The sequence below is a fragment of the Escherichia sp. WS1368 genome, from assembly GCF_046487485.1.
In the GTDB taxonomy this organism is placed as follows: Bacteria; Pseudomonadota; Gammaproteobacteria; order Enterobacterales; family Enterobacteriaceae; genus Escherichia; species Escherichia coli.
In genome coordinates, this window is the sequence record NZ_JBJQJI010000018.1 from 28,268 (window position 1) to 54,708 (window position 26,441).

At 51.3% G+C, this 26,441-nt stretch carries 21 protein-coding genes; 6 read left to right on the forward strand and 15 right to left on the reverse strand.

The features are described from left to right. Positions 1 to 2: 2 nt before the first annotated feature. Together dadA and dadX are read left to right on the forward strand one after the other, a co-directional pair. Complete coding sequence (gene dadA, locus ACJHYD_RS21235; RefSeq protein WP_001266908.1) at positions 3 to 1,301, forward strand: D-amino acid dehydrogenase; 1,299 nt, start codon at positions 3 to 5, stop codon at positions 1,299 to 1,301. Positions 1,302 to 1,310: 9 nt separating this feature from the next. Beyond that, on the forward strand, positions 1,311 to 2,381 hold the full coding sequence (gene dadX / locus ACJHYD_RS21240; protein WP_001550984.1) for a catabolic alanine racemase DadX: 1,071 nt from the start codon (positions 1,311 to 1,313) through the stop codon (positions 2,379 to 2,381). A gap of 167 nt (positions 2,382 to 2,548) precedes the next feature. On the opposite strand, the gene ACJHYD_RS21245 is transcribed toward dadX, so the two are convergent. Continuing rightward, complete coding sequence (locus ACJHYD_RS21245; protein ID WP_069903852.1) at positions 2,549 to 3,985, reverse strand: hypothetical protein; 1,437 nt, start codon at positions 3,983 to 3,985, stop codon at positions 2,549 to 2,551. Between the two features lie 260 nt (positions 3,986 to 4,245). Between ACJHYD_RS21245 and ACJHYD_RS21250 the strand changes: the two genes are divergently transcribed. After that, positions 4,246 to 4,533: a hypothetical protein gene (locus ACJHYD_RS21250; RefSeq protein ID WP_001544521.1), complete on the forward strand. Its 288-nt coding sequence runs from the start codon at positions 4,246 to 4,248 to the stop codon at positions 4,531 to 4,533. 101 nt (positions 4,534 to 4,634) lie between these two features. On the opposite strand, the gene ACJHYD_RS21255 is transcribed toward ACJHYD_RS21250, so the two are convergent. Both ACJHYD_RS21255 and ldcA read right to left on the reverse strand, forming a co-directional pair. Next, positions 4,635 to 6,371, reverse strand: coding sequence for a potassium/proton antiporter (locus ACJHYD_RS21255; RefSeq protein WP_000340206.1), 1,737 nt, complete (start codon positions 6,369 to 6,371; stop codon positions 4,635 to 4,637). A 94-nt stretch (positions 6,372 to 6,465) separates the two neighbouring features. Beyond that, positions 6,466 to 7,380, reverse strand: a complete 915-nt coding sequence (gene ldcA, locus ACJHYD_RS21260; RefSeq protein ID WP_000051549.1) for a muramoyltetrapeptide carboxypeptidase — start codon at positions 7,378 to 7,380, stop codon at positions 6,466 to 6,468. Positions 7,381 to 7,479: 99 nt separating this feature from the next. Between ldcA and emtA the strand changes: the two genes are divergently transcribed. Continuing rightward, positions 7,480 to 8,091 (forward strand): membrane-bound lytic murein transglycosylase EmtA, encoded by a 612-nt coding sequence (gene emtA, locus ACJHYD_RS21265; RefSeq protein ID WP_001295616.1) that lies wholly within the window; start codon positions 7,480 to 7,482, stop codon positions 8,089 to 8,091. A gap of 1 nt (position 8,092) precedes the next feature. Here the strand turns inward: emtA and ACJHYD_RS21270 are convergent, their stop codons facing one another. Beyond that, positions 8,093 to 8,827, reverse strand: coding sequence for a flagellar brake protein (locus ACJHYD_RS21270; protein WP_000020139.1), 735 nt, complete (start codon positions 8,825 to 8,827; stop codon positions 8,093 to 8,095). A 200-nt stretch (positions 8,828 to 9,027) separates the two neighbouring features. Between ACJHYD_RS21270 and ACJHYD_RS21275 the strand changes: the two genes are divergently transcribed. Beyond that, positions 9,028 to 9,282 carry a GlsB/YeaQ/YmgE family stress response membrane protein gene (locus ACJHYD_RS21275; RefSeq protein WP_000511315.1) on the forward strand — a complete coding sequence of 85 codons (255 nt, stop codon included), beginning with the start codon at positions 9,028 to 9,030 and terminating at the stop codon, positions 9,280 to 9,282. Between the two features lie 49 nt (positions 9,283 to 9,331). On the opposite strand, the gene ACJHYD_RS21280 is transcribed toward ACJHYD_RS21275, so the two are convergent. The 10 genes from ACJHYD_RS21280 to dhaK form a co-directional block, all read right to left on the reverse strand. Beyond that, entirely contained in the window at positions 9,332 to 11,302 is a 1,971-nt protein-coding gene (locus ACJHYD_RS21280) for a TonB-dependent receptor plug domain-containing protein (RefSeq protein ID WP_001550986.1), read from the reverse strand. A gap of 25 nt (positions 11,303 to 11,327) precedes the next feature. Continuing rightward, the gene (gene modD / locus ACJHYD_RS21285; protein WP_000576817.1) at positions 11,328 to 12,182 is read right to left on the reverse strand and encodes a ModD protein; all 855 of its coding nucleotides are present in this window, start codon (positions 12,180 to 12,182) and stop codon (positions 11,328 to 11,330) included. Further along, entirely contained in the window at positions 12,179 to 12,991 is an 813-nt protein-coding gene (locus tag ACJHYD_RS21290; RefSeq protein ID WP_001550987.1) for a class I SAM-dependent methyltransferase, read from the reverse strand. The genes modD and ACJHYD_RS21290 overlap by 4 nt, the downstream gene beginning before the upstream one ends. Before the next feature lie 9 nt (positions 12,992 to 13,000). Next, positions 13,001 to 13,759, reverse strand: a complete 759-nt coding sequence (locus ACJHYD_RS21295; protein WP_001563812.1) for an ABC transporter ATP-binding protein — start codon at positions 13,757 to 13,759, stop codon at positions 13,001 to 13,003. Beyond that, positions 13,756 to 14,736, reverse strand: a complete 981-nt coding sequence (locus ACJHYD_RS21300; RefSeq protein ID WP_001261254.1) for a FecCD family ABC transporter permease — start codon at positions 14,734 to 14,736, stop codon at positions 13,756 to 13,758. The genes ACJHYD_RS21295 and ACJHYD_RS21300 overlap by 4 nt, the downstream gene beginning before the upstream one ends. After that, positions 14,736 to 15,758, reverse strand: coding sequence for an iron ABC transporter substrate-binding protein (locus ACJHYD_RS21305; RefSeq protein ID WP_001550989.1), 1,023 nt, complete (start codon positions 15,756 to 15,758; stop codon positions 14,736 to 14,738). Before ACJHYD_RS21305 ends, ACJHYD_RS21300 begins: the two co-directional genes overlap by 1 nt. Positions 15,759 to 16,095: 337 nt before the next feature. Then, complete coding sequence (gene treA / locus ACJHYD_RS21310; RefSeq protein ID WP_001550990.1) at positions 16,096 to 17,793, reverse strand: alpha,alpha-trehalase; 1,698 nt, start codon at positions 17,791 to 17,793, stop codon at positions 16,096 to 16,098. A 318-nt stretch (positions 17,794 to 18,111) separates the two neighbouring features. Further along, positions 18,112 to 19,530 carry a dihydroxyacetone kinase phosphoryl donor subunit DhaM gene (gene dhaM / locus ACJHYD_RS21315; protein ID WP_001550991.1) on the reverse strand — a complete coding sequence of 473 codons (1,419 nt, stop codon included), beginning with the start codon at positions 19,528 to 19,530 and terminating at the stop codon, positions 18,112 to 18,114. 10 nt (positions 19,531 to 19,540) lie between these two features. Then, positions 19,541 to 20,173, reverse strand: a complete 633-nt coding sequence (dhaL, locus tag ACJHYD_RS21320; protein ID WP_001300421.1) for a dihydroxyacetone kinase subunit DhaL — start codon at positions 20,171 to 20,173, stop codon at positions 19,541 to 19,543. A 10-nt stretch (positions 20,174 to 20,183) separates the two neighbouring features. Then, entirely contained in the window at positions 20,184 to 21,254 is a 1,071-nt protein-coding gene (dhaK, locus tag ACJHYD_RS21325) for a dihydroxyacetone kinase subunit DhaK (RefSeq protein WP_000733697.1), read from the reverse strand. Positions 21,255 to 21,481: 227 nt separating this feature from the next. On the opposite strand from dhaK, the gene dhaR reads away from it, so the two are divergent. Then, entirely contained in the window at positions 21,482 to 23,401 is a 1,920-nt protein-coding gene (gene dhaR, locus ACJHYD_RS21330; RefSeq protein WP_001550992.1) for a dihydroxyacetone kinase operon transcriptional regulator DhaR, read from the forward strand. A 99-nt stretch (positions 23,402 to 23,500) separates the two neighbouring features. Here the strand turns inward: dhaR and ACJHYD_RS21335 are convergent, their stop codons facing one another. Beyond that, positions 23,501 to 26,368, reverse strand: coding sequence for an autotransporter outer membrane beta-barrel domain-containing protein (locus tag ACJHYD_RS21335; RefSeq protein WP_001550993.1), 2,868 nt, complete (start codon positions 26,366 to 26,368; stop codon positions 23,501 to 23,503). Positions 26,369 to 26,441 lie beyond the last annotated feature (73 nt).

Here is a 26,441-nt window from a genome sequence, read left to right on the forward strand (position 1 = left end):
CTATGCGAGTTGTCATACTGGGAAGTGGTGTGGTAGGCGTTGCCAGCGCCTGGTACTTAAATCAGGCAGGACATGAGGTCACCGTCATTGATCGAGAGCCGGGGGCCGCCCTGGAAACCAGTGCCGCGAATGCCGGGCAAATCTCCCCCGGATATGCAGCACCGTGGGCGGCACCAGGTGTGCCTTTAAAAGCGATTAAATGGATGTTCCAGCGCCATGCGCCGCTGGCGGTTCGTCTCGACGGTACGCAGTTCCAGTTGAAATGGATGTGGCAAATGTTACGTAACTGCGACACCAGCCACTACATGGAAAACAAAGGGCGGATGGTGCGTCTGGCGGAATACAGCCGTGATTGCCTGAAAGCATTGCGCGCCGAAACCAATATTCAGTATGAAGGGCGTCAGGGTGGGACGCTGCAACTGTTCCGTACCGAACAACAGTATGAAAATGCGACCCGCGATATCGCCGTGCTGGAAGATGCTGGCGTACCGTATCAACTGTTGGAATCCAGCCGCCTGGCGGAAGTGGAGCCCGCGCTGGCAGAAGTAGCGCACAAACTGACGGGGGGGCTCCAGCTGCCCAATGATGAAACCGGAGACTGCCAGCTGTTTACCCAGAATCTGGCGCGGATGGCGGAGCAGGCGGGGGTTAAATTCCGCTTTAATACGCCCGTTGACCAACTGCTTTGCGACGGCGAGCAAATCTACGGCGTGAAGTGTGGCGATGAAGTGATTAAGGCCGATGCATATGTGATGGCATTTGGTTCTTACTCGACGGCGATGCTCAAAGGCATTGTTGATATTCCGGTGTATCCGCTGAAAGGCTACTCGCTGACTATTCCGATTGCGCAGGAAGATGGTGCGCCGGTGTCTACTATCCTTGATGAAACCTACAAAATCGCCATTACCCGTTTCGATAACCGCATTCGTGTTGGCGGAATGGCGGAAATTGTTGGTTTTAACACCGAGCTGTTGCAACCGCGTCGTGAAACGCTGGAAATGGTGGTTCGCGATCTCTATCCACGCGGCGGTCATGTCGAGCAGGCGACTTTCTGGACGGGTCTGCGCCCGATGACGCCAGACGGCACGCCGGTTGTCGGGCGTACACGCTTTAAAAATCTGTGGCTGAATACCGGTCACGGCACGCTCGGCTGGACGATGGCTTGCGGTTCCGGTCAGTTGTTAAGCGATCTGCTCTCTGGTCGCACGCCAGCGATTCCGTATGAGGATCTAAGCGTAGCGCGCTACAGCCGTGGATTTACGCCATCACGCCCGGGCCATTTACATGGCGCGCACAGCTAAGGAAACGAGATGACCCGTCCGATACAGGCCAGCCTCGATCTGCAGGCATTAAAACAGAATCTGTCCATTGTCCGCCAGGCCGCGCCGCACGCGCGCGTCTGGTCAGTGGTAAAAGCGAACGCTTACGGGCACGGTATTGAGCGTATCTGGAGCGCGCTCGGGGCCACCGATGGCTTTGCATTACTTAACCTGGAAGAGGCAATAACGTTACGTGAGCGCGGCTGGAAAGGACCGATCCTGATGCTGGAAGGATTTTTCCATGCTCAGGATCTGGAGATTTATGACCAGCACCGCCTGACCACCTGCGTACACAGCAACTGGCAGCTCAAAGCACTGCAAAATGCGCGGCTAAAAGCACCGTTGGATATTTATCTTAAAGTGAATAGTGGGATGAATCGGTTGGGCTTCCAGCCCGATCGCGTACTTACCGTCTGGCAGCAGTTGCGGGCGATGGCGAATGTTGGCGAAATGACCCTGATGTCGCATTTTGCCGAGGCGGAACATCCTGATGGAATTTCCGGCGCGATGGAGCGTATTGAGCAGGCGGCGGAAGGGCTGGAGTGTCGGCGTTCGTTGTCCAATTCGGCGGCGACTCTGTGGCACCCGGAAGCGCATTTTGACTGGGTTCGGCCTGGCATTATTTTGTATGGCGCTTCGCCGTCCGGTCAGTGGCGTGATATCGCCAATACCGGATTACGTCCGGTGATGACGCTAAGCAGTGAGATTATTGGTGTCCAGACGCTAAAAGCGGGCGAGCGTGTGGGCTACGGCGGTCGCTATACTGCGCGCGATGAACAGCGAATCGGCATTGTCGCCGCAGGATACGCCGACGGTTATCCGCGCCATGCGCCTACCGGTACTCCTGTTTTAGTGGACGGCGTGCGCACCATGACGGTGGGGACCGTCTCGATGGATATGCTGGCGGTTGATTTAACGCCTTGCCCGCAGGCGGGGATTGGTACGCCGGTTGAGCTGTGGGGCAAGGAGATCAAAATTGATGATGTCGCCGCCGCTGCCGGAACGGTGGGCTATGAGTTGATGTGCGCGCTGGCGTTACGTGTCCCGGTTATGACAGTGTAACTTGTTGTAAGCCGGATCGGAGGCAGCGTCTTCTGGTTGCGAAAAAATCATCCATCCGGCTGGTCAGCAACTGTAGTTGTTGATGTGACAGAGCCATTTCCCATGATAGTGTCCATTACAATGATGGACACTATTTCCCCGGAACCTGAGTTCACCGCACAGGCGTTCTACATAAAACGCTTACGTTTCATTGTTGACTCGAACTCGACTTCAGATAAATCACGCTTCACCCTTGATGCAGATTCGGGTTCATGTTCAGAATGTTGATTAACAGGCTGCGAGTCCTGTTGTCTTTCCAGAATCAACAGGCCCAACTGCTGATTCAGGAGCTCCAGGTCCTCCTGTACCTTCACGCGCTCCAGGAGTACCGGGTCATCCAGGAGCTCTAGATCCATAAGGTCATCCAGATCCTCCAGCTTCTCCAGCTTCTCCAGCTTCATCTGGCCCTCCTTGTGCAAAAAGCCCAAAAGGTCCTTCAGGCCCTGCTGTTTTTTCAGGCCCTCGACGGCTTTGAACAGCGTCGGTAAATTGTCTTTGTCCCACGGGTTACCATTACAGTCAAACACCTTCAGGCTCTGGGGCTGTGGCACCTGTACCGTTTTAAACTTGTTTTCTCCACAGTAGTAAATTATTAGTTTGGGCGGCAGCCGTGGTGCAGAGATCAAATCGTTACTAGAACAGTCAAATACTTTCAGGCGAGTCAAGTTCTCCAGCATCTCATCAGGTATTGAGTGAATATTGTTGCCGGCACAGGATAGTTTATACAGGTACTGGGGCATCGACGGCGGTAAAAATTGCAAGAAGTTTTCAGAACAGTTAATCACTCTCAGGTTAGTCGACAGCTCAGGCAGCCAGATAATACAGTTTTCATAGCACTTCAGTACCATCAGTTTTGAGGGCTGCACCTTCGGTAACAAGATCAAGACGTTATCTGTACAGTCAAGCACCAGCAGCCACTTTGGCATCACCTTCGGTAACGCGGTCAACACGTTTTTACTGCAGTAAAATTCAATCAGATGTGGAGGCAAATTCTCAGGGAGTGAAGTCAATCCCAGGTTGCTAAGATTGAGCATACTCTGTCTTGTAATGAGACATTCCTTCATTCTGCGCAATGCTTCTGCCCGGTTTTCATTCCGGCTTGCTGGCAGGTTTTCTTCCAGGATATTTTCCTTGATTTCTTCCAGACTTTCTTTCAGGTCTTCTTGGGGAATTTCTGACTGTTTGTTTTGCTGGTTTTCTTCCAGGATTTCGTACAGGTTTTTTTGCAGGTTTTCTTGCAAACCATCCCGCTCCATAGCCCATTGGCACCATTCGGCGACCATCATGAACTCGTTATGTTGCGGATTCGGATTCAGGCGCTCCAACGTGATGATGGTATTGTCTACCATATGTATTTTCACTTCGCCCGCGGTACTGAGGTCAATGATCTGCCGGTGGTCATCACCCCAGCTAAATATTTGCGGGCCGATATACTTCATGTTCCGCAAAATTTCATTCTTGAGTTCCACCGGCAGGAAGAACTGCCCTGGTGGGCGTACGCCTGGGTTAACGGAAGATGGGGGAATGCCGGGGGCGAATGGGCGGATGTCTTTAATGCTGGCCATAATGCTACGTATCCTTGAAATAAATATCCTCTGGCAGCGCCGGAGACGTGAATGTGGTCACCGCAAAGGTGCCACAGGACGTCATTTGCGCTGATATAACGACTCATCGTTGACTTTTTCCCTTGGTCAGAAATGCCGTGTCGGGTCTGGTACATGCTGTATTACGGCCCAGGCAGCTCTGACGTATTAAAGAAAATACGAGAGCGAACGACCCGGAAATAATCGTTATTAAGCAAAGGAATAACTATAAGAAATCGCTCATGCATCCGGTGCTACAGGCGGATGAAACGCCACTACAGTTACTGAGCAGTCTGAAACGCGTATTGTGTGGGCTACGCCAGTGCGGCAGGTTGCGTGGGGGAATATGTTCAGGCGATGTCAGGCTGGGGCCCCTGATGGTTGACGGGGATACCGGTAATGCGGGGCTGGTTATTCTTCACCTGTTGCAGTCAGAAGAAGCCATTATGCTGACTTTCTTGAGCCGGCGTTTTGAGTTGATTAGCCAGAGCCTGCAATGGTTTGTCATCCATAATTTAACCTTCTTCTGATGTTGGTATGAGCATATCAAAATCAGGAAATGACAAGTTTATATGCAGGCTCAGGCTGCGTTCGCAAAGCATCGCATCCGGCGATAGATGCTGTATTAAATTTAAGATTCAGCTTCCTCTTCCGCCACCCGTACGCCAATCTTCAACACTTCATTATCTTCTTTCTCGGCCACCGTCCAGATCATTCCGGCAAACTCTACCTGGTCACCGACAACCGGTGCCGCGCCTAACAACTGCTGGACAATTTCACCCAGCGTTTGTTGCTTATCACGATATTCTCGCCCGTCTTCCAGGCCATATATCAGCGCCACATCTGCATATTTGGCGCTGGCTTCGAGAATGAAGTCACCAAAGAAGCGTTGATCCAGCGCGACCGGCGGCGACTGGCTGAACAGTTTACCGAGCGCCGGGAGATCGCGTTCCCGACCAATTACACACAACACATCGCCTTCGCGCAGTCGGGTGCTGCCGGTAGGATGAAGCAACTGGTTATCACGAAACAGTGCCGCAATACGCGTCTCTTTTGGCATATGCAGATCACGCAGTGCCGCGCCCACGCACCATTTATCGGCACTCAACTGATAAACAAACTGCTCCCACGGATTTTCCGGATGAATATCCAGACCAACGCGTGACACCGGACGTCCCACTGGCGGAACGACCACTTTGGCTTTTTTCGCCGCCCACGAGAGTGATGTTCCCTGCAAGAGCAGTGAAACCAGAACCACAAAGAAGGCGACATTAAAGAACAGTCGCGCATTCTCCAGCCCCGCCATCATCGGGAACACGGCCAGGATGATTGGCACCGCGCCGCGTAATCCCACCCAGCTGATAAACACGCGCTCACGCAGATTAAAACCACGGAACGGTAGCAATCCGGCAAATACCGAAAGAGGACGAGCGAAGAATATCATCCATGCGGACAAAATGAGCGCCGGAATAGCAATAGGCAGCAGATCGCTTGGGTTAACCAATAGCCCCAGCACCAGGAACATGGCGATTTGCGCCAGCCAGGCGAGGCCGTCGAAATTTTGCAGGATGCCATAGCGGTTGCGAATCGGGCGATTACCCAGCAGAAAACCGCACAGATAAACAGCCAGAATACCGCTACCTTCCAGCGCCGTGGTTAAAGCAAAAATTAAAATACCGCCGCTTAATGCCAGCAATGGATATAATCCGGCGGGCAGGGCGATGCGATTAATCATTTGCAGCAGTAAATAACCACCGCCAAGACCGATGACAATCCCGAGGCCAAATTGCTGCAGAATATCGACTACGAACATCCAACTGACACTGCTTTCATGTTGCTGGATCATCGCAATCAGGGTAATCGTCAGAAAGACCGCCATTGGATCATTACTGCCGGATTCAATTTCCAGCGTCGAGCCAACACGTTCGTTAAGCCCCTTACCACCCAGCAGAGAAAAGACCGCTGCAGCATCGGTGGAGCCGACGATAGCGCCGATTAATAAGCCTTCAATCAAATCAAGATTAAACAGCCACGCCGCCATCATGCCGGTTAAACCAGAGGTGATAAGCACGCCCAGCGTCGCCAGCGACAGGGCCGGTCCTAACGCCACACGAAAGGAACTGGCCTGAGTGCGCATCCCGCCGTCGAGCAAAATAATCGCCAGCGCCAGGTTACTTACCATGTAGGCGAAGGGGTAATTATCAAACGGGATACCTCCGACGCCATCGACTCCCGCCAGCATGCCGATCGCCAGAAAAATAACCAGAATAGGAATGCCAAGACGGGAAGAAAATGAACTAAGTAATATACTGCTGGTGACAAGGATGGATCCTAAGATGAAAAGGCTAATTATTGTTGTGGCATCCAACGGTCGGTTACTCCTGATTACGCTGTCTCTTATATAAACCCTACCATATTAGCGGCAGAGACAGCGTTTTACTTAGCCCTGAAGCGTGATTTTTTTACATTTTAAGAACAGGATGACCGCTAATCGTCAACTGAGTGCCTTCCCGGGTGTTAGTAAGAATGGCATGTGCGCCCAACGGCAGCGTAACCGTGCGTGGTTCATGACCAAAATCGAGGCCGGTAATGAGTGGAATCGACAGGCGGGAACGCAAAAACGCGTACACTGACTCCAGGTTGTAACCTGCGTCATAATCATTGGGCGTGCTGCCGCTAAAGCTACCGAGAATAATCGCCTTCTGACGTGGCAAAATTCCAGCATGATAGAGCTGCAACAGCATACGTTCGACGCGGAAAGGGTGCTCGTTAATATCTTCCAGCACCAGAATACCGTTTTCGATTTGCGGCATCCACGGTGTACCAATCAGTGAAATCAGCATCGCGAGATTGCCTCCCCATAACGTGCCTTCGGTCTGACATGTCGGGCCTTCCCCTTGCCATTCAATGGTGAAGGTTTCATTGCGTAACGCCAGCCAGAAATGGTGCTCGGTAAAGGCGTTCAGTTCATCCGCGCCAAAGTTTGCTACCAGCATGGGGCCGCTAAAGGTGATGACATTGCCATGCGCCAGAAGACCGCACTGAATGGCGGTAAAATCGCTATGTCCGCAAATGAGCAACGGGTCATGTTGTTGGCGAGCCACCAGTGCCTGCCAGTCAATATCCGCCAGTAAACGACTGGCACCGTAACCACCGCGTACAGCCAGCACGATAGTGTTGGGGGTAGTCAGTCTGGCAAGGGAATTGAGATCTTCCAGACGCTCCGTTTCCGTACCCGCAAAACGCTCACAACGACGGGCAATAACATCGACGTTATTGACCTGATGCCCCGCGTCGGTAAGGCGCTGGATACCACGCAGCGCGGCGTGCTGTTTAATGCAGTAACCCGATGGGGCAATTAAGTGAAACAGAGACATGGCAATTCCTTGCTGACAACAGAAACGAAATGTATATCATGCCGCTTAGGTGTGCCGTTGTCACCTCAACGGCGATTCCAGGCTATAAGGATAGAAGAAGTGAAATTGAGATGGTTTGCCTTTTTGATTGTGTTATTAGCAGGTTGTTCATCAAAGCATGACTACACGAACCCGCCGTGGAACGCGAAAGTTCCGGTGCAACGTGCGATGCAGTGGATGCCAATAAGCCAGAAAGCCGGTGCAGCCTGGGGCGTCGATCCACAATTGATCACAGCGATTATCGCTATCGAATCGGGTGGTAATCCGAATGCGGTGAGTAAATCGAATGCCATTGGTTTGATGCAGTTAAAAGCTTCAACCTCCGGACGTGATGTTTATCGCCGTATGGGCTGGAGTGGTGAGCCGACGACCAGCGAGCTGAAAAATCCGGAGCGTAATATTTCAATGGGGGCGGCTTACCTGAATATTCTGGAAACCGGCCCGCTGGCAGGTATTGAAGATCCGAAGGTACTGCAATATGCGCTGGTGGTGTCATACGCTAACGGGGCAGGTGCGCTGCTACGGACTTTCTCGTCAGATCGGAAAAAGGCGATCAGCAAAATCAACGATCTGGATGCTGACGAGTTCCTCGATCACGTAGCGCGAAATCATCCTGCGCCGCAGGCTCCGCGCTATATCTACAAACTTGAGCAGGCACTGGACGCGATGTAAATCAGTCGCGCACTTTGTCCGCTTTCTCCCGGGCTTCCCGCTCGAGAGAGAAAATAATCCGCTGTAATTGCCGCTCCACCGTCGGGCTGACGTTAAGAAAACGGAAGCTCAGACGGGGAGTGGTGATGGTTTCATTCTTGCCATCAATCACTTTGCGCTCGCTGATTGAGATTAACTGGGCGTCAAAGTGAAAAACACCCCATTGCCCCATGTTGACTTCAATCTGAGCGAAGCGCATGCCTTCGTGCAATCCGGCAGGCTTTGCTGTTTCCAGTAATGCGCCCATGCCGCCTAACGACAAATCATACAGGCGGAAACGTAACGTACTGTTATCCGCCAGTTTGGTCTGGCAAAAATAAGGCGGATGGAGTGGGGCGGAGATGCGGAAATATCGGCGTCGTTGTACAAACCACAAGGTGGGAGGCGGTACGGTAATAAATGCCGGAAGCTGCAAGTATTCACTCTGCTGTAGTTGTTCAACAGTAAATTCGACTTTCGCGCCCTGGGTTTCGGCGGTAATGGTAATGTGCTGCGCCTTTAACACAGCGTTGTTATCTTCGGCCTGGCTGCCGAAATCCAGCACCAGTTTATCCGGGGTTATTGCCAGTATTTTGCTGATCAGCTGCCCGCCATTCCAACTGATACGCAAAGGAATTGCGGCTTTGTGCAAATCGCGTAACACGCCCAGGACGGCTAACGGATTTTGTTTCAGGAACTGCTCATGGTAATGACTCACGCGGAAAAACTCCTGACTGACAAACTGTCTTTGGTTTATCGGTCACAGTTAACAAAACTTAATACAAATGCGTGAATATTTTTTACATGTTGTTCTTAAATCAGCCGACATACGCCCAGCATCGATTCCGCCCTTGCCTATACTTAGAGCGTTGACGTAAGCATTTCTTGCGTCCGATTCATCGAAACGAGGGCCTGAACATGGGAATTATTGCCTGGATTATTTTTGGCCTGATAGCCGGCATTATCGCCAAGCTAATCATGCCGGGGCGTGATGGTGGTGGATTTTTCCTGACCTGTATTCTCGGGATAGTCGGTGCGGTGGTCGGCGGCTGGCTGGCGACCATGTTTGGCATTGGCGGCTCCATCAGCGGTTTTAATTTGCACAGCTTCCTGGTGGCGGTAGTGGGCGCTATTCTGGTGCTGGGCGTATTCCGCCTCCTGCGAAGAGAATAAGATTTTCATAAGGCGGATAGCGATACAGATGCCGCTATCCGCTTTCACATCAGAACGTATACTCGATACCTGCCCAGAAATTGCGACCTTCTTCAATAAACCCTTCACTGTAGGCATATTGGGTATCAAACAGGTTATTGACCGACGCATTGACGCTGAAGCCATGACCTAAGGTGTAATCGGCTCGAATGTGGGTCACCGCAAAACCGGCGGCTTTTTGTGAACCGTCACTGTTGCTGTAGCTGGAGGAACGCGCCTCTTCCGACAGCGTTACGCTTAACGGCTCCCACGGTTTGAGAGTCATCCATGCGGTCATTGTCTGCGTTGGCAGATCGGTTATCTTGCCGATGTCTTTGCGTTTGGCATCAGCGTGGATCAGGGCGTAGCTCAATCCTACATCCAGTATATTGCTGATTTTCCCCTTAATACCGGCATCCAGACCGCTGTAATCCACCGTGCCGCTGTTCTGATTTTGAATGGTATCGGCATCGATATTGTGCGAGAGGATGGCATCACTCACCCGGTTATAGTAAACGCTGACCTCAAACCCCCAGTCGTGCGTGAAGGCACCATTCCAGGTTAAATCCACCCCGCGCGCGCGTTCCGGTTTGAGCTGCGGGTTAACAATCGCTATCTGGTTATACGCAGGTTTGGACGTGGTATAGCGTTCTTTCAGCGTCGGAAAGCGTGTGCGGTCATAGTACGAAAGCGCCAGCGTGTCTTCATTGGCAAAGTGGTATTTCCCCATCACCTGCCAGTTAAAAGCTGACTGATTGTTGTCGTCATAATGGGTGATGCTTCCATCTTTCTCATGTTTTTTCGCTTCTACGCTATCGCGCCAGTCATAGCTGATTCCAGCCACGACATCGACATTATCGGCAGCAGCCCATTGATATTCACTGGCGAGCGACCAGGTACGATCTTCATAGCGATCGTAAGCGGCGTGCGGCGCACCTTTTTCCCGGTGTACGTCATCTTTCCAGTTAACGGCAAACGACAGCAGATCGTTTTCACGCACATCGGCTGCCAGTTGTAACCCGGCACCGTCGCTGTAATCGGAATAATGGCTGTAGCTGCCTTTTTTATTTTTCAAATCAGCCAGCGAGTTGTACATCATCAGCGTATTTTCAAAGGTGTCGCGATACAGCCGACTTTTCAGGGTAAAACGATCGTTTAGTTGGGTCGTTCCCTGATAATAAAAACTTTCTTTGTCATACTCTGGCCACTGCCAGTAGCGTGATTTTTGACCACTATTTCCACTGTATGGCGGGTTATCTTTTTCACCATCCTGCTTAATGTAAGTCAATGTGTATTCATCGTTTTCGCGTGGTGTAAAACCGAGCTTCACAATGCCGCGTTTATCATCAGCCGATGAATTAATCATCTTGCCGTGTTTGCCTGCAATATCATTATTTACACCATGCGGCAGGCCGAGAAAATCCTGCTTTAGCTGGCTACCGCTGACTTGCAAATACCCCAGATCGCTGCTGGCGGCAAATGAAGCATGCATATCGTAGGCATTGTCCTGGCTACGGCTCCATCCCTGGCGATATCCCAGATTTGCTTCCAGAGGTTTTGTTGGCTTCTGGGTGGTGATATTAATGGCTCCGCCCATCTGATTAGGCCCCTGAAGCAGCGACGAATACCCTTTGGAAACTTCAACTGCCCCCAAATTGTTGGTCAGAATCCGCGCCAGATCGAGGTTGCCGTCATAGGGAACATAAATGGGCACACCGTCGAAATAGACCGGCACCTGACGACTATCAAAGCCACGAACTTTGACCTGTTCTTCGTTGCGGCTACCTGACTTTTGCAGCACCACGCCGGGGACGACACTTAATGCCTGAGCGACATTCTGTTTATCCAGGGCCTTCATGGTGGGTTGATCGAGAACGGTGGTCGTCGTCGATGATACCGGACTGGACCATACGGTCAGCGTGTCACTCTCCTGAGCCGCTACGGCCTGCTGGGTAAAGGCAAGTGATAATGCTGTGCAGAGATAACGTTTTTTGAGTCTCATAGAATAAATTCCGTTTAACAAAGAATTAAATAGAGGCTGCGGGTTGCAGACTGACTTTAATGTCAGCCGGTGTCGCGTAATAAGGCGCGGAGGTAATAAAAAGGCGAATGCCGCAGTCGAGGTAATTTTTGAGTGTTGTCAGATTAATTCCGCCGGTCAGAGCCAGCGTGCAGTGGGGAGCCAGCGACGGTGCTATTTGCGCAATTTCAGTTGCCTGTTGTGGACTAAATTTGTCGAGCTGAAGTACGTCTGGTTGCGCGCGTAACGCGGCGATTGCCTCTTTCGGCGTGTCGGCTTCAACAACTATTTTCTTCTCGGGTGCGTGGCGACGTAACTGATTGATTGCGCCTGACCAGTCCTGATTGTCATGAAGAAAATGACGGTGGTTGGCAAACAATAATATGGTTTCCGCACATCCGGCACGATGAATCAGTCCTCCGGCAGCCAGAATTGCCTGCGAGGCCAGTAAGCGGGTGCCCGGAATCGCTTTTCGGGTGCAGGCGATATTGCCATCAGGGTAACGTTCACGAAGTAACGCCAGCATTTGAGCGAGATAATCAGAAACACCGCAACTCCACTCCAGCACATTCTGGACTGCCTTCCATCCCTGATGAAGTGCTGCGGCATTACCCTGCGCACGGATTAGCCGCTGACCCGCGTTCGCTTGTGAACCGTCGCTGACCGCGTCATCAATGGTTAACCCCAGCGTGGTTAACATCTTACACGCGACAGAAATTCCGCTGACGCAGCCGCCCTGACGGTGAAAAAACTCTATATAGCCATGCTGGTGTCCAATATTTAATGCTCGCGTGGTCAGGTCACCGCCCTGGATATCTTCCAGAAGTAACGCATCGATTTGTGCCTGAGAAAGGAAAATCATCGCAGTGCCTCCGGCTGCACGCTATCCCACCAGATGAGCGCCCAGTCGCGGCTGGCAGGGGCGAGGGCACGAGCATCTTGTTGTTGATACCAGCGATATAACCGCTCACGCTCATCGTCGTTAAGCGCGCCCAGACTCCAGCTGACGTTCTGCTCAAAACGTTCCCAGGTGCTGTTATCCTGTTGGCAATTTTGTCCACGGATAAAATCAACGTGAGCATAAATTCCCATCTGATACAGGACGTTGAGCGCAAAGATATAGTTGGGTAATTCGATCACTTCCCGACCAGCAGCCCGCTGAATGGCTGGAGAGACGAACGAGGTGCTGACCAGATGAGTCGTATAGACGCGAAGCCGTGCCTGATTATTCAGTTTGCTCATTGCCTGGCGCATATCAGCCACCAGAGTGGAGCGGGAAGCCATGGCAATATCGCAGCGTGGCAGGTCACTCCAGTCCTCTTCCCAGGCGCGCTGGATCCAGTGGACATTGTCTGCCTTTAGCGCGGCGGCGCGACGGGCGGCAACCTTCAGCATCCCCTGACTGTAATCAACGCCATAAATCGTCGTGAGTTTGTCAGCCAGCGCCAGCGATACGGTACCCGGTCCGCAGCCCATATCGAATAAGGTCTGCGCGCCTTGCAGATCAATTTTAGCGGTCAGTTGTTGCAGGTAGCTGTCCGTAGGCGAGGCGCAATTTTCCGCCATTTTTTCCGCCCGTTGATCCCAGTGATCCGGCGTTTTTTCTGTGCGGTGGGCCAGTTTGAGTTGCTGAAGGTAAAGGTCTGCAAAATCAATATCGTCAATGAGCATGATTTTTCCTTAGTGCTTAATTGCAGAGAGGTGATGGTGAATCTGGTCGGCAGAAACCCGGTACAGGGCAGCCAGTTTGTTCGTTGTTAACTGTTCGGTCGGTAAGCCTTGTGTTACTCGTCCATCTGGCTCTACCTGGATAATGCTGTCGGCAATGGCGTTGGCATGGAGCGGATGATGAGTCGACATTAACATTGTCATGCCGTTATTTTTGAGCTGCGCCAGCGTGTCCAGTAGTTGGATCTGATGACCGAAATCGAGGCTGGAGGCAGGCTCATCCAGTAATAACAAGCGCGGTTGCTGGACGAGTGCACGGGCGATTAAAGCCAGCTGACGTTCACCGCCGCTAAGCGTATTCCAGCGTCGTGTCGCCAGATGCAAAATGCCCAGCTTTTCCAGTTGCTCCGTTGCTTTCAGGCGTTCTTGCTTACCGGGAACGGAAAAAGCGCCTATGGTGGGGGCCAGGCCCATCAACACCATATCCAGCACACTAAAAGCAAAAATGCCGTCGTGCGCCTGCGGCACCCAGGCAATAGCCTGCGCGCGCTGGCGATGGCTGAGTGTCTGCACAGGGAGGCTATCCAGTAAGATCTCGCCTTTTAATAACGGTATAACGCCAAGAATGGAGCGCATGAGTGTGGTTTTGCCGCAACCATTGGCTCCTAACAGACAACAAATTGTTCCTTGCGACAGGGTGAAGGACACGTCGCGTAGCACCGGATGGCGGGAGTAACCCAGAGACGCATGACGGACGGCAAGCAAAGTCACTGGCGACCTCCGCGTAACAACAAAAACAGGAAAAACGGTGCACCAACAAAAGCGGTCAGAATGCCAAGTGGGATTTCTGTTGTTCCAATGCTGCGTGCCAGCGTATCGGTAAGCAGGAGCAGAATCGCGCCAGTACACATTGCCATGGGCAACAGTTGCTGATGGTTATGACCGGTCAACAAGCGGGCAATGTGCGGAACGACCAGGCCGACCCAACCAATTATGCCCGCTATTGCTACCGTGCTGGCGGTGATTAGTGTGGCGCAGACAATTAATCCAAAGCGCAGACGTGTCACGTTCAGTCCCAGCGAACGGGCTTCGTCGTCGGAAAGCGTGAGTAAATTCATGCGCCAGCGGAGAAAAAACAGGGGCAAGGAGCCTATGAGAATGATCGGTGCAGCATAGCAGAGATCGCGTAAGGTCACGGTGGACAGCCCCCCCAGCAACCAGAAGGTAATTGACGGTAACTGGGTGTAAGGATCGGCCAGCGTTTTTATTAGCGATATCCCCGCTCCGCACAACGTTCCTAACGCAATGCCTACCAGCACCAGGGTTAAGATCGGATCGTGGCGGGTCACCCGACGCGTAATCAACCAGACGCCCGCGACCACCATCAGCCCGCCGCAAAATGCGTACAGCTGGATGTAAACAATGGATAATCCCCACAGGATTGCCGCGCAGGCACCAAGTCCGGCACCGGCGGAGACGCCTAAAATATCCGGTGACACTAAGGGATTACGGAACATTCCCTGATAGGTGGTTCCGGCCCCTGCCAGCGCCGCGCCCAGAAACAGCGCAGCAAGAATACGCGGCACGCGGATTTGCCAGAAGACAATTTGTTCCTGCACAGGAACATTTTCTTGACGCAGAATGAGCGCCAGCAGTTGCTGTATATCGAGATGATAAGCCCCACTTACGGCGGCAAAAGTGATACTGATAGCTGCCAGCAGCAAAATACATCCGTTTACGGTTCTCATTAGCTCGCCACCAATTTTTGATAGTCGGCGTCACTTAATGGGCAATGCCAGAACAGTTGGGCGTAATGCTGCATGTCACTTTTAAACTGGCGATTGATGGCGGGATCCAGCCAGGCGTGAAGTCTGCGTAATCCCAGAAGACGGTTGATTCCCGGCGGGACATCCAGCCAGCCAAAGGGCAGGCCACTTAAAAATAAGATGCGTTGTTCCGCAACCGCTTTCACGCCCTGCCAGAGAGGATCACGACGAATAAAATCTGCAGTAACGGCCTCCTGAACCAGAATAATATCCGGCTGCCAGCGCAGGAGATTTTCCATGGAAACCTGTGTCAGACCGTGGCGATCGGCTATTTGCGCGACGTTATGCAAACCTAATAATTCCGCCGCCTCGGTATGCAACGAACCCTGTAAGCCCGTTTCCAGCCCTCGAGGACCGCGCGCAGCATAAAAGCTGAGGTTAGCGGCGGGTGAGGTGGCGAATGCCTGAGCTTCACCAACGAAGCGGCTGGCGAGATTGGCTTGTTCTGCGGCGCGGTGCTCTTCGCCTAACGTTTTGCCAAGCGTTGTTAACTGTTCTGCTGATTGTTCCAGTTTCCCGTTAAGCAATAACCAGGGTATTTGTGTCTGTTCGCTAACCTGCCGTGCCTGGGAGATCCAGGTTTCATCCGTATTGCCGCAATCAACGACCAAATCGGGATGTAACGCCATAAGCCCTTCCAGCGAGAGTGTGCTGGCGCGCCCGGCGAGTCGTCCCAGCCTGGGGAACTGGCGAATGTGCTCTGGCAATGGAATTAATGCCTGACGGGCAAAATCAAAAGAGGAAAAACCGACCATTTTTTCTGGCGCGACAGCCAGCAATAGTAAATCGGCGGGCGCGCCTGCGCTGACGATGCGTGTAATGTTTTGGGCTTCGGGAAGCGTCAGTGAGGCCCAGAATTTGACTGATTGTGCAAAGGACGGCAGATGATGCAGGAACAACGTCGACGCAAGAATCTGTGTAAACCTCCGTCTGGTTAGTGACATAAGTAATATCCTGATAATTAAAACCGCTATATACTTACACATATAGCGAAAAAGATCATGTTTGATGTCAAAATTTGTCTAAAGAGACAGAATGATTTGCTTGTTTCTTAAATAACACTTTGTTCCACAAGAAAATTGTCAGGGAGAATGGCGGAGTGGGGGAAAATATAAATAGAGGTGTAATGATTAACAAGTTGATAAAATAAAATTAAAATCTTCTCTAATAAAAGAAAATAAAGGCATAGACCGTAGAAAGAGTGGTATTTGGTATTTCGTGGTGAAGAAAGAGCAATGCCAATTTTATGCACGTAATGGCATTGCTCGATATACAGTAAAGTTAAGGCGTAGGTTCCGCCTCATTTTGTTTTACCGGCTGTGTTGTTGATTCACTGAGTGGACGCGTCGCCGGAACATTGTCACACGGTTGCTCTTTCGGGCAGATCAAATCCAGCATTTTCAGCGTCACGCCATTGGTCCAGCCAAAGCCATCCTGTAATGGATATTCGCCACCGCCGCCCCCTGTTCCGGTGGTGCTGACATCATATTTTTCCACCAGCTTTTTCTCCCGGTCATAGGTGTGCTGAACATTGGTCAGGAAGTGCCAGCTAATGTCCATCGCCACCTCTTTTTGCCCGTAGTTTTGTAACCCTTCTGTCGCGACCCACTGCAACGGTGCCCAGCCGTTTGGCGCATCCCATTGTTGCCCACTTTTCACCGACGTGGTGTTCAGGCCGCCTGGTTGCAGCAGATGTGTTTTCGTCGCCGTCGCCATTTTGCTGGCGCGATCTTTCGCTGCCGCATTGACGTACAGCGGGAACAGGGCGGCCGCGGTTAACTGATTGCGCACTTTATGACTTTTCAGGTCGTAATCGGCATACCAGCCTTGTTGATCGTTCCACAGGTATTTTTCGATCCCTTTTTGACGGGCATTTGCCAGCGTTTCGTACTGGTTTGCTATCGCGTTATCTCCGGCAGCTTTGCTGGCGCGGGCGAGGATTTTTTCCATTTTAAACATCAGGCTGTTCAGATCGACCGGTACGATGCTGGTGGTGCGTAAGGTATTTAACTGCTGCGGGTTGTCCATCCAGCGCGAGCTGAAATCCCAGCCAGACGCAGCGGCAGAGCGCAGGTCGCGGTAAATTTCAGTGGCAGGTCGATTCGGATTGCTTTTGGCGGTGGCAATATCTTCCACCCATGACTCTGGTCGTGGCGTATCGCGATCGTCCCAGTAGCGGTTGAGAAGGGTACCATCCTGAAGTTTTACAACGCGTTTTTCCTGTTGTCCGGCTTGCAGGTTTTCAACACCGTCCATCCAGTAAGCATATTCTTTTTGCATTTGCGGCAGGTATTGCTTCAACGCGGCATCGCCTTCATGCTGCGCCAGTAACTCTACCATCAGGGCAAAGAAGGGCGGCTGCGAGCGACTTAAATAGTAACTGCGGTTGCCGTTGGGAATATGACCGTAAGTGTCTATTTCATGAGCAAAATTGGCCACCATATCCGCGACTTTATCCCAGTGACCGCTTTCGGCAAGTCCTAACATGGTGAAGTAACTGTCCCAGTAATATACCTCGCGAAAACGTCCGCCTGGCACGACATAAGGTTCCGGCAGCGGTAACAGAGAATCCCATTTTTCGGTGTTTTCGGTAGAACGCGTTAATACCGGCCAAAGTCCGTCAATATGTTCGCGCAGTGACTGCCCCTCTGGCGGAACATATTTCTCGCCCTCTTTCGGCAGGGTAAAATTGACGTTAACGAAATGGCGCAGATCAAATCCGCTCTGGTTTTGCTGCATCCGATAATCAGCAAGGATCATCAGCGGATCGCTGTTCGGCACGGCATCAGCAAAGGTTTTTTGGTCCGGAAAAAGTTTGGCGTTTTGCACATCATTAAACAGCGGCCCTAATAAAATATCAGGCGGCTGTGGCGTTACCGGTGTTTCTTCTGCCTGCACCGATAGCGCAGCAAAACACAAAAAGATGCAGGCTGGAATTAACGCCATTTTTTGCGGGCGAGAAGGGGTGGGGGATTTCATCAATCATTCTCCTTTGGCGAAACCGAATAAAACGGTATTCAAGTATCAGAAAACCTTAGTTCAGGATCGCACTAGCTGCATGATCGAAATCTCATTCTGCGAACGGTCAGGCATTTTAGAAAAGGGAATTAAAGGGATAAATAACGGCGAAATAGAGTGATCAAATAACGTCTGTTTGTTAGCCAGCCAGCGGCGTTGGGTTCGCGATTAGCGAAGAAAAATCATCACAAATTGGTGAAAAATATAACAGGTAGTTAAAAACATCCGTGCAGAATAAATTGCCGGATGACATCAGAACGATGCCATCCGAACTGTGGTTTAACCCTGACGGCTGAAACGTTGCGTTTTAACGTCCAGCGTTAGCGTTTCTTCTGGTTGTATCGCATACAGTTTCTCACCCTGCTGGCAAATCCAGCCAATCCCCAGTTCACGGGCGATCAGGGCGCTGTGGGATAGCGGACTTCCGGCGCTAAGGCAGATACCTTTTACAACCGCCGGATCCAGTTGCAGTATTGTGGAGGGATAGATGTTCTCCGCCAGTAGAATAGTTGGCGAGTTAAACTGCGGGAGTTCTTCTTTCGTTTGGGTCAGGTGGACCAGGGTGCGATGCAGAAGATCGTCCACATCAATATAGCGAGCCTGTAGATATTCATCATCCAGTTGCTGGTATTGCTGGCTAAGTTCTTTAAGAACTTGCTGCCAGGCATATTCTGCCGTGCAATGTTCATGCTGAAGGAGTTCGCTTGCCGCCGCCAGCAGTTCCGGATCATCTAACAGTGTATGGTGACCAGAAAAGATTGCGGCAATATCGTCAAGCCCGCTGGCTTCTGCTTTCGCTGTTAACGTCATCAGATCTAATAACGTGAAGTCAATGGCCTGGCGTAATCGTTCTTGTTCTTCATCCACGGTCAGGGTTGATTTTGCCTGTACCGTACATAAAACCGGTTGATAATAAAAGGCTTTACCCGAAACAGGCGGAACGGGACGCAGAATAGGTGGAGCAACTTCCTCCGTTTCACCAAAGTTATCTTCAGCCAGCTGACGGAAAGCGATCAGTGCCTCTTCAGCTTCTGGCCCTTTCGCAATCAGGCGCAGCGTATCGTTATAGCGAACTTGTAGTAACGCAATCTGGTTAATACTCTCCGGTGTGACGCATTTGCCGTTTTTCTCCAGCAACATATCGGCATTAAATGTCGATAAGGTATAAACCAGCCGGGAGGCCGGACGTACATGCAGGCCGTTACGGTTTTTTATGACCACCGCCAGAGAACGGGCTTCTTCATCGTACGGAGGACATGTGTCAGAGATTTCAGTGTTGGAGGACGGTAAACCCAGTTGTTCACGTTTGGCTTCCAGCGCATGCATGGCGTCAAAGATAACTTTGTCGATCTCCGCCCCCGAGGCCGCGCTGACCGTTGCTGCCAGTGTACCTTCGACCAACGGTGCAGCACACAAACGTACTTTTGCGGCGATCTCGGGAGCCAGCAATTCCAGCGCAGTTTCAGCACTCAATAATGCGCTACCCATATCCATCATGACCAGCACATGGTCGGCATCAGCAACAGATTCGATGGCCTCCATCACTTTGACGGCATCGGTACCAATGGGATTTTGTGGATCGTCAATTCCCGCGGCAATGGCGATTTTACAACTATCACTCATTAACATCTGACGGGCTAGTTCACCGACACCTTCTCCCAGTCGGCTGCTATGTGAAACTATGACCAGGTTTACCATCACCAATTCCTTACTCTTTTGCGGCTAACGCCAACATTTGCATCATAAACATCACCGAGGTCGCACCGGGGTCCTGGTGACCAATACTGCGTTCACCGAGATAACTGGCGCGGCCTTTGCGGGCTTGCATCGTAATCGTACTTTGTGCAGCGGACTCGGCGATGCTACTGGCAGCTTCGAGCGCCGCCGGAACAGAGAGATTTTGCTCGCTGGACTGACGTAACGATTCCACCACCGGCACCCACACATCACACATGGTTTTATCGCCTGGTTCGGCTTTACCGCGACTGATTACGCCGTCCGCGCCATCGCGGAACATCTGATAAAGCTCTTCCAGCGTCAGGCTTTGCCGTGCCTGGGTCGCCTGTGCGGCGCGGATAAAGAAGGTACCGAAAAGCGGACCACTGGCACCACCGACGCTGGAAAGTAGCGTCATACCGGTATTCTTGAGAATGAAACCGATATCTTTATCTGCGATAGCAGGGAGTTTTTCCACCACTTTGCTAAAGCCTCGGTTCATATTTAGCCCGTGGTCAGCGTCGCCAATTTCGCGATCCAGTCCGGTAAGATACTCGCTCTCGGTGCTGAAAATATCGCCACAACGAGTGAGCCAGTTAACAATTTGAGTTCTGCTCAGTGACATTGCTATCTCCTTATTTACCCCAGTTAAGGGCCGGGGTGTGGACCGGGGCGTCCCAGAGTGCCAGCGTTTCGTCATCAACTTTCAGTAAGGTGATTGAGAAACCGGTCATATCCAGTGAGGTGCAGTACGCGCCAATTAAATTACGCTCGATAGTCAATCCCGCTTGCTGGCAACGTGTGGTCAGGCGGTTATAGACGCCGTACAGCTCAGAAAGCGGAGTTGCGCCAAGATTGTTAACCAGCGCAATCACCCGATCGCCAGACTGGAGCGGTTGTTTGGTTTGTGATTCTTCCTGCCAGCTGCCTTGTTGATAATCCCAGAAACGCAAAGTGCGATGGTATGAGCCATTTTCCAGCAGGGTGTCGAACATTTCATCGACGGTTTGATCAAGAGAAGAGAAGGGGCGTCGGTCAATACCCGGCTCACCATGAATGCCGACGCCAAACTCCATCTCATTGTCCGCCAGGGTAAAAGAAGGTTTGCCCGCGGCAGGAACGGTACAGGCACCGAGAGCAATACCTATTGAGTGGCCTTGATTATTCAACTTACGCCCCAGTTCCGCACAGGCGTCCAGTGAGTCGCCACGCTCCGCCGCTGCGCCTACGAGTTTTTCAATTAATACGGTGTTGGCAACGCCGCGCCGCCCGGCGGTATAAAGACTGTCTTTTACTGCAACGTCGTCATCAATGACCACAGTGGTCACTTTTACGCCGCTATCGTGCAGTAACTCGGTTGCTGTTTCGAAGTTAAGAATATCGCCGGTGTAATTTTTGATAATCAACAGTACACCTTCGCCGCCATCAATTTGCATGGCGCATTCAAAGATTTTATCGGGCGTCGGTGAGGTGAAAATTTCGCCCGGACAGGCCCCCGAAAGCATCCCCTGACCGATATAACCACAATGCATCGGCTCGTGTCCGCTGCCGCCACCCGACAGCAGGGCGACTTTACCTGCAACGGGGGCATCAGCTCGGGTGACATACACCGGATCCTGATGCAGTGTCAGCGATGGATGCGCTTTCGCTAGTCCTGCCAGTTGTTCGTCCAGTACGTCTTGCACATCATTGATCAATTTTTTCATTATTTTGCTCCAGCAATTACGGTAGGGCATGGATGATGTTCAACGACACGGCGACCACTGACTGCCGATGAATCCATTGTGCATCAGGCAAGGGAAAAGAAAATTAGCCCAAATTATGATTCATAGTGAAACATATGCTTTAATGAATGTTCCATATTGAAACTTTTACGTGTATTAATACTTAAAATTGCGAGCCGGAACACCTTTTGTCATAAGGGATGCGGGATATGAGTGGCGCTTTTAACAACGATGGTCGGGGCATATCTCCCTTAATTGCAACCTCCTGGGAGAGATGCAATAAGCTGATGAAACGGGAGACATGGAACGTACCACACCAGGCCCAGGGCGTGACATTTGCTTCTATTTATCGGCGTAAGAAAGCGATGCTGACGCTCGGGCAGGCTGCGCTGGAAGATGCCTGGGAATATATGGCACCGCGAGAGTGTGCGTTGCTTATCCTCGATGAAACCGCCTGCATTCTCAGCCGTAATGGCGATCCGCAAACCTTGCAGCAACTAAGTACACTGGGATTCAATGACGGCACGTATTGCGCCGAGGGAATTATTGGTACTTGTGCGCTATCGTTAGCGGCTATCTCTGGTCAGGCCGTGAAAACGATGGCCGATCAACATTTCAAACAGGCACTCTGGAACTGGGCCTTTTGTGCAACGCCGTTGTTTGACAGCAAGGGCCGATTGACGGGAACAATAGCGCTGGCGTGTCCGGTTGAGCAAACTACCGCAGCTGATTTGCCGTTGACGTTGGCAATCGCACGCGAGGTCGGAAATTTACTGCTGACGGACAGTTTGCTCGCTGAAACTAACCGTCATTTAAATCAACTTAATGCCCTGTTAGAAAGTATGGATGATGGTGTGATTAGCTGGGACGAGCAGGGTCATTTGCAATTTATCAATGCCCAGGCGGCGCGGGTCTTGCGCCTTGACGCGACGGCAAGTCAGGGAAGGGCGATCACTGAACTCTTAACGTTACCCGCCGTATTGCAACAAGCAATAAAACAGGCACATCCGCTCAAACACGTAGAAGCAACCTTTGAAAGTCAGCATCAGTTTATTGATGCGGTGATAACCCTTAAACCGATAATAGAAACGCAGGGAACCAGCTTTATTTTGTTGCTCCATCCTGTGGAACAGATGCGGCAGTTAATGACCAGTCAATTAGGAAAAGTCAGCCATACTTTCGCTCATATGCCACAAGAGGATCCGCAAACCCGCCGCTTGATTCATTTTGGTCGCCAGGCGGCGCGCAGTAGCTTTCCTGTCCTGCTTTGTGGAGAGGAGGGCGTGGGCAAGGCACTGCTAAGTCAGGCAATTCATAATGAAAGCGAGCGTGCAGCGGGGCCTTATATTGCCGTCAATTGTGAGTTATATGGTGATGCGGCGCTGGCGGAAGAATTTATTGGTGGCGATCGCACGGATAATGAAAATGGCCGTCTGAGTCGGCTGGAACTGGCGCACGGCGGCACGCTGTTTCTTGAAAAGATTGAATATCTGGCGGTGGAGTTACAGTCTGCTTTGCTTCAGGTTATCAAGCAGGGTGTTATCACGCGACTGGATGCGCGGCGTTTAATACCCATTGATGTCAAAGTGATTGCCACAACGACCGCGGACCTCGCAATGCTGGTGGAACAAAATCGCTTTAGTCGCCAGCTGTATTACGCGCTGCATGCATTTGAAATTACCATCCCGCCTCTGCGTATGCGGCGTGGCAGCATTCCGGCGCTGGTGAATAACAAATTACACAGTCTTGAAAAACGCTTCTCTACGCGGCTGAAAATTGATGACGATGCCCTCGCTCGCCTGGTTTCCTGTGCATGGCCTGGCAACGATTTTGAACTTTACAGCGTCATCGAGAATCTTGCTCTGAGTAGTGATAACGGGCGCATTCGCGTCAGTGATTTACCTGAACATCTGTTTACCGAGCAGGCGACAGATGATGTCAGCGCCACCCGCCTTTCCACCAGTCTGTCATTTGCGGAAGTTGAAAAAGAGGCAATTATTAACGCAGCCCAGGTCACAGGCGGTCGCATTCAGGAAATGTCGGCTTTACTTGGAATCGGCCGCACTACGCTGTGGCGGAAAATGAAGCAACATGGCATTGATGCAGGGCAGTTTAAGCGCCGGGTATGAAAGACAGAAACGATTTATGATACATCAGAGTGATCTGTATTTCATTCCGGCGCACGCTAACAATTTTCAGCATCGTTTAAGGGCTTGTCTATCCCCCACTTAAAAGCTGAAGCGATATCCTCCGTTGACTTGCTTCTGATCAAAGAGGTTACCCTGCGTGTAATCCGCTTCGAGATAGAATGTGTGCTGTTTGTTATACTGTGCACTGACTCCCACGCCGTTATTCCAGCCATTACCTTTGAAACTGTACTTCTCCCGGGAGTTGTTCAACAGATATTCGGTATCCCCTGAAAACTCGCGGATAGCGCCAGTCTTCACATAGACATTCAGCTGGCTGTTGCCTGCGGTGATGTCATATCCCAGTATCATGCTGGCACGCCCCAGCAGCGATTCGTAGTGATTCAGATGTATATTGAGGCCATTACTCGCCTTCATAGCCATCTCATTCTGGTGGCTGTATGTGAGCTGGGTTTGCGGCTCTATATAGAACCCATAACCAGTAGGGGACAGGTTGAACCTCTGCCCGGCTTCCAGGGAGATACTCATTCCATTCGCAGTGCCGTTGGCGTTAACGCCGTTGTTCTGACTGTCCAGTACGTGGAAACTATTTTTCTGGCGCGATGCTTTTATAACGAGATCGCTGTAAAAACCGTTTTGTGCCATGTAACTGGCGTACATTCCCATGTAGTCTGAACGTGCGGTACCGTTGCCTCCGCTATAGTCCGGCGATGCATGTGTTGAGCCAATATACAGACCGACATACAACGGCATTACATCAGAGAGACGTTTATCCCCACCAAACTGGATACCGCTGTAACCCATGTCAAAGCCGCTCAGTTTGCCACTGGCGAAGGAGTCCAGACTTCCCCCATAACTGCGCAGCCAGATATTTCCGTCTTTACTCTGATTTCGCAGGTCACCCATCCGTTGCATCAGCGTACGGTTTTCAACATAGTTCAATAAGTAACCGACATTGAGATAATTGCCGCCAGCATCTGCGGTCGTGGTGGGTTTAGGTGTGGGAGTGGGGTTAGGCGTAGGATCGGGGTTGACTATGGGGGGCTGAGCGGGAGCTGGTGTGGGCTCAGGATTAGGAGTCGGCTCCGGAATTGTCCCGGAAGCATAAAGCTCCCAGTTAGTGCCATTTTTACGCACATCATACAGATATCCTCCCAACTCAACCTGAGAAGACGCGCTGAACGAGGCCGCGCCGTCAGTGGTTTTTACCACTGTCAGAACTTCATTTCCCGTTGTGGCCTCGCTGCCCTGGTTACGGATAGCCAATACGTGATTACCAGCACTACTCCCGCTGATATTCAATAAATCCCCTTTATTATTAACGCCATTACCCTCGCCAACAACATCAGCACGCATAATAAAGGTACTGTTACCGCTCAGGTTCTCTACGTTTAATGTGGTAAATGTGCCGGCAGTTGACGTGTGGCTGGCAAAATCGACAGTTGAATGGCTCAGCGCCAGCGTGTCGAGATTAGAATTACTTGTTACGTTCCAGACGCTGTTATTCATTGCAACGTCCAGTTTCCCGCCATTGACATTATCGCTGAGGGAAGAACCTGTCCAAAACGACCCAGGGTGCATATCCAGATTGATTAGCCCACCTTTGGAGAGAACGCTACCGTTGATAAGCATACGACCCGAAGCGTTGATGCGGCTGGCGGCATAACCATCGTCATGTTGCGTTGCGATGGCCATCTGGTCGGGTGTACTCATATCAATGACCAGATCGCTCGTGAGATCGATCTGGCTGTTGGTCATGGCATAAATCCCCCTGGCTCCTGCCGCGCCGGTGATAGCCAAACTGTCTCCGGTTATTCTACCGCCGCTGAGCGCCCACAAACCCAGCGCCAGACTGCCATTACGATCAACCGTAATATCGGTATTTTGCATGTTGATAACAGCCGTTGCCGTCTGGGCTGAGGCACCATAAGAACCGCTGGAAAAGATGCTGTTTCGTTGCGCTGCCGTGCCAGAAAAATTGATTGTCGCGTCTGAACCACTGGTTACGAGGCCACCGCCCTGCGCGGAAGAAATATGGCTATCAGCACCGATAGTGGTTGTACCACCACGAACTTCGACGCCATTTGCCACGGCTCCAGTTACATCAACAGTGAGTGCATTCGCGCTCACCTGGCCAAAGCTCCAGAGGCCGTGTGCATTATCGCCATTGGTTTTAATGGTACTGTTTGTTCCGAGATCGACAACAGAGTTTTTCTGTACGTTTATCCCCATGGCGCTGTAGCCCTGAACATCGATTGTCAGGTCTGTCGCCGTAAAACGCGCAGCACCATTGGCGTTATTGCCGTTGAGACCACCGATATAAACACCTGTACTTCCATCGGTCTTGATTTTACTTCCGCTTCCAAGATCGACACTGGTGCCATAGTCATTGATGGTTAGGCCTATACCGTTCGAGTTTTCAATGGTGAATTGAGTGGCTGTTAGTGTTGAGCTATGTCCAATAATGATGCCGTCATCGTTACTCTTAATGGTGCTGCCTGTGCCTAAGTCAGCATGGGTATAGTCACCAATTAAATTAATGCCGATGGCAGAGGTTTGACCAACAACATCTACTGTGAGTCGGTTAGCTGTCAGGGAGCTGTTCTTGCCCTGAATAATGATTCCCTTTGCATATCCAGAGGCGTCGTTGACATTGACGGTGACATCATTACCCAGGTTGATATTGCCAGGCGTGTTTCCTGCTGGGGTCATTACACCATAGAGGTTTCCTGATGGATCGGCGGTATCTCCTGTAATTCTGTCACCATCACTAATAGTAATAGTGGTGCCATTTTGACTTCCTAAATCAGCAGCTATCAGCAGGGGGGAAAAGATAATTGCATTCAAACCAATAGCGCCATATTTTATCAGTTGAATGGAGGGCGAACGGATTTTTAATTCAGCGAGACGATCGGCTTTGGTATTCCCATTGTGTTGTTTGATGCCCATACCACTCCTATATAGTACCCAGGCTATGGGTCTATGGATTTTGTCATTTTGTTTAAGTCAATGAATAATATCC